Here is an 8,380-nt window from a genome sequence, read left to right on the forward strand (position 1 = left end):
ATGAGTTGTTATATGAGGATTTTCAAATGCTCAGTCAAATACAACGCTTTGGCGGCGCCATGTTTACCCCGGTTTTACTCTTTCCTTTCGCCGGGATCGTGGTGGGTATCGCCATTATGCTGCGCAACCCGATGTTCGTCGGGGAAGCGCTCACAGCACCCGATAGTTTATTTGCTCAGATCGTTCACATTGTTGAAGAGGGCGGCTGGACCGTCTTTCGTAATATGCCGCTGATTTTCGCCGTCGGTCTGCCGATCGGCCTGGCGAAACAGGCCCAGGGCCGGGCCTGCCTGGCGGTACTGGTCAGCTTCCTCACCTGGAACTACTTCATCAACGCCATGGGAATGACCTGGGGCCACTTCTTCGGCGTCGATTTTTCCGTGGAGCCGACGCCAGGCAGCGGCCTGACGATGATGGCCGGGATTAAAACGCTCGATACCAGCATTATCGGCGCGATTGTTATCTCCGGGCTGGTGACCGCCCTGCATAACCGCTACTTCGATAAACCGCTGCCGGTGTTTCTGGGGATTTTCCAGGGCTCCTCGTTTGTGGTGATTGTCGCCTTCCTGGCGATGATCCCCTGCGCCTGGCTGACCCTGCTTGGCTGGCCAAAAGTGCAGATGGGCATTGAATCGCTGCAGGCCTTCTTACGCTCGGCCGGGGCGCTGGGGGTCTGGGTCTATATTTTCCTTGAGCGCATTCTGATCCCGACCGGTTTACATCACTTTGTCTACGGACCGTTTATTTTCGGCCCGGCGGTAGTGGAAAGCGGTATTCAGGTTTACTGGGCGCAGCATTTACATGAGTTCAGCCAGAGTACCGAGGCGCTGAAAACCCTCTTCCCGGAAGGCGGATTCGCGCTGCACGGTAACTCGAAGGTCTTTGGTTCTGTGGGTATCGCGCTGGCGATCTACTACACCGCCGCGCCGGAAAATCGCGTGAAAGTCGCCGGTCTGCTGATTCCCGCCACCTTGACCGCCGTACTGGTGGGAATAACCGAGCCGTTAGAGTTCACCTTCCTGTTTATCTCGCCGCTGCTGTTTGCCGTCCATGCGGTGCTGGCGGCCACTATGGCGACGGTGATGTATATCTGCGGCGTGGTAGGCAACTTTGGCGGCGGCCTGCTCGACCAGTTCCTGCCGCAAAACTGGATCCCCATGTTCCACAACCATGCCTCAATGATGTTTATCCAGATAGGCGTTGGCGTGTGCTTCACCGCACTCTACTTCGTCATCTTCCGCACGTTGATTCTGCGCCTGAACCTGAAAACGCCGGGCCGCGAAGAGAGTGAAATTAAGCTCTATAGCAAAGCGGATTATCAGGCCGCGCGCGGCAAAACCAGCGCCGCGGGGGCCGCGGACACCAAACTGGGCCAGGCCGCCGGCTTCCTGCAGGCGCTGGGCGGAGCGGGCAATATCGAAAGCATTAATAACTGCGCCACCCGACTGCGCATCGCGCTGGTCGATATGGCGAAGACGCAAAGCGACGACGTCTTTAAAGCGCTGGGCGCCCACGGCGTAGTCCGCCGCGGCAACGGAATTCAGGTCATCGTCGGCCTGCACGTCCCTCAGGTCCGTGACCAGCTGGAAACCCTCATCAAAGATTCTCTACAGACCGAACAAACCACCATGACGGAGGCAGTATCATGAAAAAATTCTCAGTTGTTATCGCAGGCGGCGGCAGTACCTTCACCCCGGGCATCGTGCTGATGCTGTTAGCGAACCAGGATCGCTTCCCGCTGCGGTCGCTGAAATTTTACGACAACGACGGCGCGCGTCAGGAGACCATCGCCGAGGCGTGCAAAGTGATCCTCAAAGAGCAGGCGCCGGAGATTGAATTCAGCTATACCACCGACCCGCAGGCGGCTTTTACCGACGTTGATTTCGTGATGGCGCATATCCGCGTGGGCAAATACCCGATGCGTGAAAAAGATGAAAAAATTCCGCTGCGCCACGGCGTGCTGGGGCAGGAAACCTGCGGCCCTGGCGGTATCGCCTACGGTATGCGCTCCATCGGCGGCGTCCTGGAGCTGGTGGACTATATGGAAAAATATTCGCCGAACGCCTGGATGCTGAACTACTCCAACCCGGCGGCCATTGTGGCGGAAGCGACCCGTCGCCTGCGTCCGAACGCCAGAATTCTCAACATTTGCGATATGCCGATCGGTATCGAAGGGCGGATGGCGCAAATCGTCGGCCTCAAGGATCGCAAGCAGATGCGCGTGCGCTACTATGGGTTGAACCACTTCGGCTGGTGGACCTCGATTGAAGATCTGCAGGGTAACGATCTGATGCCGAAACTGCGCGAACATGTGGCGAAATTCGGCTATGTTCCGCCATCAAACGATCCCCATACCGAGGCGAGCTGGAACGACACCTTCGCCAAGGCGAAGGACGTGCAGGCGCTGGATCCGGATACGATGCCGAATACTTACCTTAAGTATTATCTGTTCCCGGACTACGTCGTGGCGCACTCCAATCCGGAACGCACCCGCGCCAACGAGGTGATGGACCACCGTGAGAAAAACGTCTTTAGCGCCTGCCGGGCCATTATTGCCGCGGGCCACTCGTCCGCAGGCGATCTGGAAATTGACGAACACGCGTCCTACATCGTCGATCTGGCGGCGGCGATTGCCTTTAATACTCAGGAACGCATGCTGCTGATTGTGCCAAACAACGGGGCGATTCATAACTTTGACGCCGATGCGATGGTGGAAATTCCGTGCCTGGTTGGCCACAACGGACCGGAGCCGCTGACGGTAGGCGACATTCCCCACTTCCAGAAAGGGATGATGAGCCAGCAGGTTGCGGTGGAAAAACTGGTGGTGGATGCCTGGGAACAGCGCTCTTATCACAAGCTGTGGCAGGCCATTGCGCTGTCGAAAACCGTGCCGAGCGCATCCGTTGCGAAAGCGATTCTTGATGACCTGATTGCGGCCAATAAAGCGTACTGGCCGGAACTGCATTAATCCTGCTGACCGGCAGCCACAGGGTGCCGGTTATTCATTTATCGGCCTGATAGCCCGACTTTATACGGTTATCAGGCCTGAGCTTCCTCTGAAACGGGGCGATTATTAATGCCCTCCGCTTTGGCAGTCAGGTAGAATCGGCGGTATTTTACGCAACCGGGAATCCATCAAGGAGTCATGATGAAAATATCCCGCCTTGGTGAAGCGCCGGATTACCGCTTCTCGCTGGCGAATGAACGTACCTTTCTGGCGTGGATCCGCACTTCGCTTGGCTTTTTAGCCGGTGGCGTCGGCCTGGACCAGCTGGCGCCGGATTTCGCTACGCCGCTGATTCGCGAAATTCTGGCGCTGCTGCTGTGCCTGTTTGCCGGCGGTCTGGCGATTTACGGCTATATACGCTGGCTGAGCAACGAAAAGGCGATGCGGCTGAAACAGGATCTTCCCTATACCCGCACGCTGCTGCTGATCAGTATTCTGCTGACCCTCGTCATCGTGGTGGTGATGGCGCTGGTGCTCTATGCCGGATAATCGCCGGGCGCGTCGCGAGAGCGATCCGGGCCTGCAGCCGGAGCGTACGTCGCTGGCCTGGTTTCGCACCCTTTTAGGCTATGGCGCGCTGCTGGCGCTGGCGATTAAGCACCACTGGCATCAGGCGGGGATCGCATTCTGGATTTCGCTGTGCATATTGCCGTTCGCCGCCCTCATCCTCTGGCGCTATACCCGCAGCCGCAATCTGATGAACGTTGAGCAAAGCGATTTTGCTCAGCCGCAGGCGGTTCGTGACAAATTTTTGATCGCATTCGCAGTACTTTCCCTGTCATTGTTGTTTGCTGTAACCCATATACGACAGGTGATTTTGTTTATTAAGGATATGACATGACAGGATGTCAGGCCGATTACGGTGACGATCGGCACTGCGGGAACTGCAAATCGCTGGCGAGCGATCTTCCGGTACAGGAAGTCATTATCGATCGTCAGGCGTGCCAACGCCCCGAGCGTGTCTACCATCAGCTGAGCGCTCAGGGAGCCGTGGCCATCAAGTTTATTCCCCATCTGCAACCTTCCGACGCCCGGCTGTGGGGGGATTTCCTCTGCGCGGTGTTTGCGATTTGGGTTAAAGAAGATGCTAACCGCATCGTCGTGCCGCTGTTTGAGGCCACGCTGCGCGCCTGGCGCGGCGAGTCGGTGCAGTATGCCAACAATCCGCCGGGGCCAGCCTGCGCGGGCTGCGCCTGGCTAAGATTATGCGGTGGGGGCTGCCCGCAGCTGCGTCTGGAGGATGGCTCCAATGCGCTATGCGAGGGTTACCGGCAGTTTTATAGCTGGAGCGCCCCCTATATGCGCGTTCTGCGCGATCTACTCAATCAGCATCGTTCGCCGGTTGAGCTTATGCATCTGCTGCGCTAAAAAATGGCGACGAAAGAAGCTTCGTCGCCATCGCGTTGACCTGACGGGAGGTTTACCGTCCTTTTGCCAGATACTGCGCCATCTCCTCTTCCGGCACCATGCCGCCGCCGGTTGCCCACACAAGGTGGGTCGCATTGCGCATCTGCCCGGCGGTGAAACCGTGCATCTGCTGATACGCCTGGCTGGCGCAGACCCGCTGCGGCCCGGCCATGCCGGCCAGCGCGGACGGCTCCAGGCGAATACCTTCTTCCTCGGCTAACCAACCCAGCATGTCGTACATTGTCTGGTCATCGAGAGAGTAGAACCCATCCAGCAGGCGCTCCATTGCCCTGCCAACGAAACCGGAAGCGCGGCCTACCGCCAGACCATCCGCGGCGGTCAGATTATCAATTCCCAGATCCTGAACCGAAATCTGGTCATGCAGGCCGGTATACACCCCCAGCAGCATGCAAGGGGAGTGGGTCGGTTCGGCGAAGAAGCAGTGGACGTTATCGCCAAACGCCAGCTTCAGGCCAAACGCCACGCCGCCGGGGCCGCCGCCAACGCCGCACGGCAGATAAACAAACAGCGGATGACTGGCATCCACCACGCGCCCTTCGCGGGCAAACTGCGCTTTTAGCCGCTCGCCGGCCACGGAGTAGCCGAGGAACAGGGTGCGCGAGTTCTCATCATCGATAAAGAAGCAGTTCGGGTCGGACTCGGCGGCTTTACGCCCCTGCTCAACCGCCACGCCGTAATCCTCTTCATACTCCACCACCGTCACGCCGTGGCTGCGCAGTTTGGCCTTTTTCCACGCTCTGGCGTCGGCGGACATATGGACCGTCACCTTGAAGCCGATGCGCGCGCTCATTATGCCAATCGACATCCCCAGGTTGCCGGTGGAGCCAACGGCGATGCTGTACTGGCTGAAGAACGTCCTGAACTCGGGGGTCAGCAGCTTGCGGTAGTCGTCGGCTGTGTTTAACAATCCCGCGTCGATCGCCAGTTTTTCCGCGTGGGTCAGGACTTCATAAATGCCGCCGCGGGCCTTAATCGAGCCGGAAATCGGCAGGTGGCTGTCTTTCTTCAGCAGCAGATCGCCAGCAATGGGCTGACGAAAGGTTTTTTCCAGCCGGGCCTTCATTGCCGGGATGGCCACCAGCTCGGATTCGATAATACCGCCGGTGGCGGCGGTTTCCGGAAAGGCTTCCGCCAGATAGGGCGCAAAACGATCGAGGCGGGCGTGGGCTTCCTGAACGTCTTCTGTCGTCAGGCCTACGTAGGGTAACCCCTCCGCCAGCGACGTCGTTGACGGGTTAAACCAGGTGGTTTCTTTCAGGGCTATCAGCTCCTCCAGTAGAGGAAACTGGGCGAGTAAAGTGGTCATGTCAGCGTTTTTCATATTACGTCTCTTTGCGCTCAGATGATGAAAGAAAGCAGGAATGTACCGGCCAGTGCAAGCAGCGAAGCGATAAAGGTCGCCGTGGTATAGTATTTGAACGTTTCGTTAAGGCTTGCCCCGCAGTACTGCTTAACCAGCCAGAACAGGGAATCCGTCACGATAGTGCAGCCAATCGCACCGGAGCCGATGGCGATAGCGATGATTTCCGGGCTCACGCCGGGATAGAGCGGCAGCATCGGCGCGACGATGGCGGTTGCGCCCATCATGGCGACGGTGGCGGAACCGACGGCGGCATGCAGAATCAGCGCCACCAGCCAGGCCAGCAGAATCGGGTGCATATCGAGGTTCGACAGAATCACCGCCAGCGTATCGGCCAGGCCGCTGGTTTTCAGAATGGCGTTAAAGGCCCCGCCTGCGCCGATAATCAGCAGGATATTGGCGATAGAACCGAAACAGTTTTCCGTATGCGTCAGCAGAGTGCTCATGCCCATATTCTGGCGGATACCCAGCACGTAGTAGGCCACAAAGACGGCGATAAACATGGCGGTGATCGGATTGCCGATAAACTCCAGCAGCATATACAGCGTGCCGCCTTTGGTCATATTCAGTTCGGCGATGGTTTTTACCAGCATCAGGCCGATCGGCAGCAGCACCGTAAACAGCGTGGCGCCCAGCGACGGCAGGGTCTCTTCTTTGCGCACTTCGAGGTTGGCAAACTCAGCCGGCACCGCTTTAAACGGCAGGCGGTTGCCGAGGAGCCGCAGGAACAGCGGGCCGCCGACCAGCGAGGCCAGCAGGCCCACCAGCAGACCGTAAACGATCACCGTTCCGATATCCGCGCCCAGCTTGTTGGCGACGAACAGCGCAGCCGGATGCGGCGGCACCACGCAGTGCACCGCCATCAGCGCCGTACACAGCGGGATGGCCAGCTTCAGCAGCGACGTGTTGGTCTTTTTGGCAATGGAAAACGCCAGCGGAATCAGCAGCACCACGCCCACTTCAACGAACAGGGTGATCCCGCAAATCAGGCCCACCAGCACCATAATAACGTCAGCGGACAGCCAGCGGCAGCGCTGGAGCGTCAGGCCGATACGTTCCGCTGCGCCGGAGACCTCCATCATTTTGCCGAGAATCGTTCCCAGCCCAATCACCGCCGCAAGGAAGCCCAGCGTGCCGCCAATCCCGCTCTCAATGGCGTTAACCATATCCAGCGGGCTCATGCCCATCATGGCACCGACGAAAAAGCTTGCCAGCAGTAGCGCCAGAAACGGGTGAAACTTCAGTTTGACGATAGTTAATACAATCAACACGATGCTGATCAGCAGCGTGCTCACAACCCAGATCTGAGATTCCATACCCCACCTCGCCTGTGAATAATCTATGGGTATTGAACAGAAAAACGGCACGCGCTGACAAACGATATAAACGGCCCTTCAGGTGAATCAGATTGAATCAAAAAGGTGATTTTGCTCTAAAATTGTCTGTTATGTGTGCTATGCATCACTTTTATTCATCTTTAATGCGCAGCTGGCGCGAAAAATTTCTTACACTCGGCGGGGAATTGTGAAGGAGTAAGAGATGGAGACGCTAAAAGAGTTAGGCACTCGCCTGCTTAACGGCTGGCAGCTATCGAAGCTGTATACCTTTGAAGTCGCCGCCCGGCATGAGTCGTTTGCGCTGGCGGCGGAGGAGCTGTCGCTGACGCCCAGCGCGGTGAGCCACCGTATCAATCAGCTGGAAGAAGAGCTGGGGATCCAGCTGTTTGTGCGCTCGCACCGCAAAGTAGAGCTGACGCATGAAGGTAAGCGGGTGTTCTGGGCGCTGAAGTCCTCGCTGGATAGCCTGAACCAGGAAATTCTGGATATTAAAAACCAGGAGCTGTCGGGGACGTTAACGGTCTATTCGCGCCCGTCCATCGCCCAGTGCTGGCTGGTTCCCGCGCTCGGCGATTTTACCCGCCGCTATCCGTCGATCTCGCTTACCGTGCTGACCGGCAACGATAACGTCAATATGCAGCGCGCGGGCATCGATCTGGCAATCTACTTCGATGATGCGCCTTCCTCGCAGCTGAGCCACCATTTTCTGATGGATGAGGCCATCGTACCGGTCTGCACGGCGGATTACGCGCGCCAGCATCAGCTACAGCAGAACCCCGGCAATCTTCGTCACTGTACGCTGCTGCACGATCGTCAGGCGTGGAGCAACGATTCCGGCACCGATGAGTGGTTCAGCTGGGCGCAGACATTTTCCGTCGATTTGCCGCAATCGTCGGGTATTGGCTTCGATCGTTCGGATTTAGCGGTGATTGCCGCGATGAATCACGTTGGCGTGGCGATGGGGCGTAAGCGGCTGGTGCAAAAGCGCCTGGAGAGCGGCGAGCTGATCGCACCGTTCGGCGAGATGACCCTGAAGTGCCATCAGCACTACTACGTGACGACCCTGCCGGGCCGTCAGTGGCCGAAAATTGACGCCTTTATCCACTGGCTGCAGAGTCAGGCGCAATTATGATGACCGGCTTAGTTTCATCCCGGTGGCGCTGCGCTGACCGGGCTACGGGTTTACCTCCGTTTGCGGGCCGGTAGATACTGTGAACGCCTGCAACCATTTTTAGTTGCCGATACTTT

8 protein-coding genes are annotated in these 8,380 nt (G+C 57.8%); 6 read left to right on the forward strand and 2 right to left on the reverse strand.

What is annotated here, in order from left to right:
• Positions 1 to 26: 26 nt before the first annotated feature.
• From ABLU87_RS17055 to ABLU87_RS17075, 5 genes are all read left to right on the forward strand, one after another.
• Complete coding sequence (locus tag ABLU87_RS17055; RefSeq protein WP_046877114.1) at positions 27 to 1,649, forward strand: alpha-glucoside-specific PTS transporter subunit IIBC; 1,623 nt, start codon at positions 27 to 29, stop codon at positions 1,647 to 1,649.
• The gene (locus ABLU87_RS17060; RefSeq protein WP_004855669.1) at positions 1,646 to 2,968 is read left to right on the forward strand and encodes a 6-phospho-alpha-glucosidase; all 1,323 of its coding nucleotides are present in this window, start codon (positions 1,646 to 1,648) and stop codon (positions 2,966 to 2,968) included. The genes ABLU87_RS17055 and ABLU87_RS17060 overlap by 4 nt, the downstream gene beginning before the upstream one ends.
• 180 nt (positions 2,969 to 3,148) lie before the next feature.
• Positions 3,149 to 3,496, forward strand: a complete 348-nt coding sequence (locus ABLU87_RS17065; RefSeq protein WP_004855665.1) for a DUF202 domain-containing protein — start codon at positions 3,149 to 3,151, stop codon at positions 3,494 to 3,496.
• A complete protein-coding gene (locus ABLU87_RS17070; protein ID WP_014227322.1) occupies positions 3,486 to 3,848 on the forward strand; it encodes a DUF202 domain-containing protein in 363 nt (120 codons plus the stop codon). Before ABLU87_RS17065 ends, ABLU87_RS17070 begins: the two co-directional genes overlap by 11 nt.
• The gene (locus ABLU87_RS17075; protein WP_004855659.1) at positions 3,845 to 4,375 is read left to right on the forward strand and encodes a radical SAM protein; all 531 of its coding nucleotides are present in this window, start codon (positions 3,845 to 3,847) and stop codon (positions 4,373 to 4,375) included. The genes ABLU87_RS17070 and ABLU87_RS17075 overlap by 4 nt, the downstream gene beginning before the upstream one ends.
• 52 nt (positions 4,376 to 4,427) lie before the next feature.
• Here the strand turns inward: ABLU87_RS17075 and dsdA are convergent, their stop codons facing one another.
• Both dsdA and dsdX read right to left on the reverse strand, forming a co-directional pair.
• Positions 4,428 to 5,756 carry a D-serine ammonia-lyase gene (dsdA, locus tag ABLU87_RS17080; protein ID WP_038423886.1) on the reverse strand — a complete coding sequence of 443 codons (1,329 nt, stop codon included), beginning with the start codon at positions 5,754 to 5,756 and terminating at the stop codon, positions 4,428 to 4,430.
• 17 nt (positions 5,757 to 5,773) lie between these two features.
• Complete coding sequence (dsdX, locus tag ABLU87_RS17085) at positions 5,774 to 7,111, reverse strand: D-serine transporter DsdX (protein ID WP_004116631.1); 1,338 nt, start codon at positions 7,109 to 7,111, stop codon at positions 5,774 to 5,776.
• Between the two features lie 223 nt (positions 7,112 to 7,334).
• Between dsdX and dsdC the strand changes: the two genes are divergently transcribed.
• Positions 7,335 to 8,264: a DNA-binding transcriptional regulator DsdC gene (dsdC, locus tag ABLU87_RS17090; protein WP_014227320.1), complete on the forward strand. Its 930-nt coding sequence runs from the start codon at positions 7,335 to 7,337 to the stop codon at positions 8,262 to 8,264.
• Positions 8,265 to 8,380: the final 116 nt, after the last annotated feature.

The sequence above is a fragment of the Klebsiella sp. CB_Kp196 genome (assembly GCF_040061575.1).
In the GTDB taxonomy this organism is placed as follows: Bacteria; Pseudomonadota; Gammaproteobacteria; order Enterobacterales; family Enterobacteriaceae; genus Klebsiella; species Klebsiella michiganensis.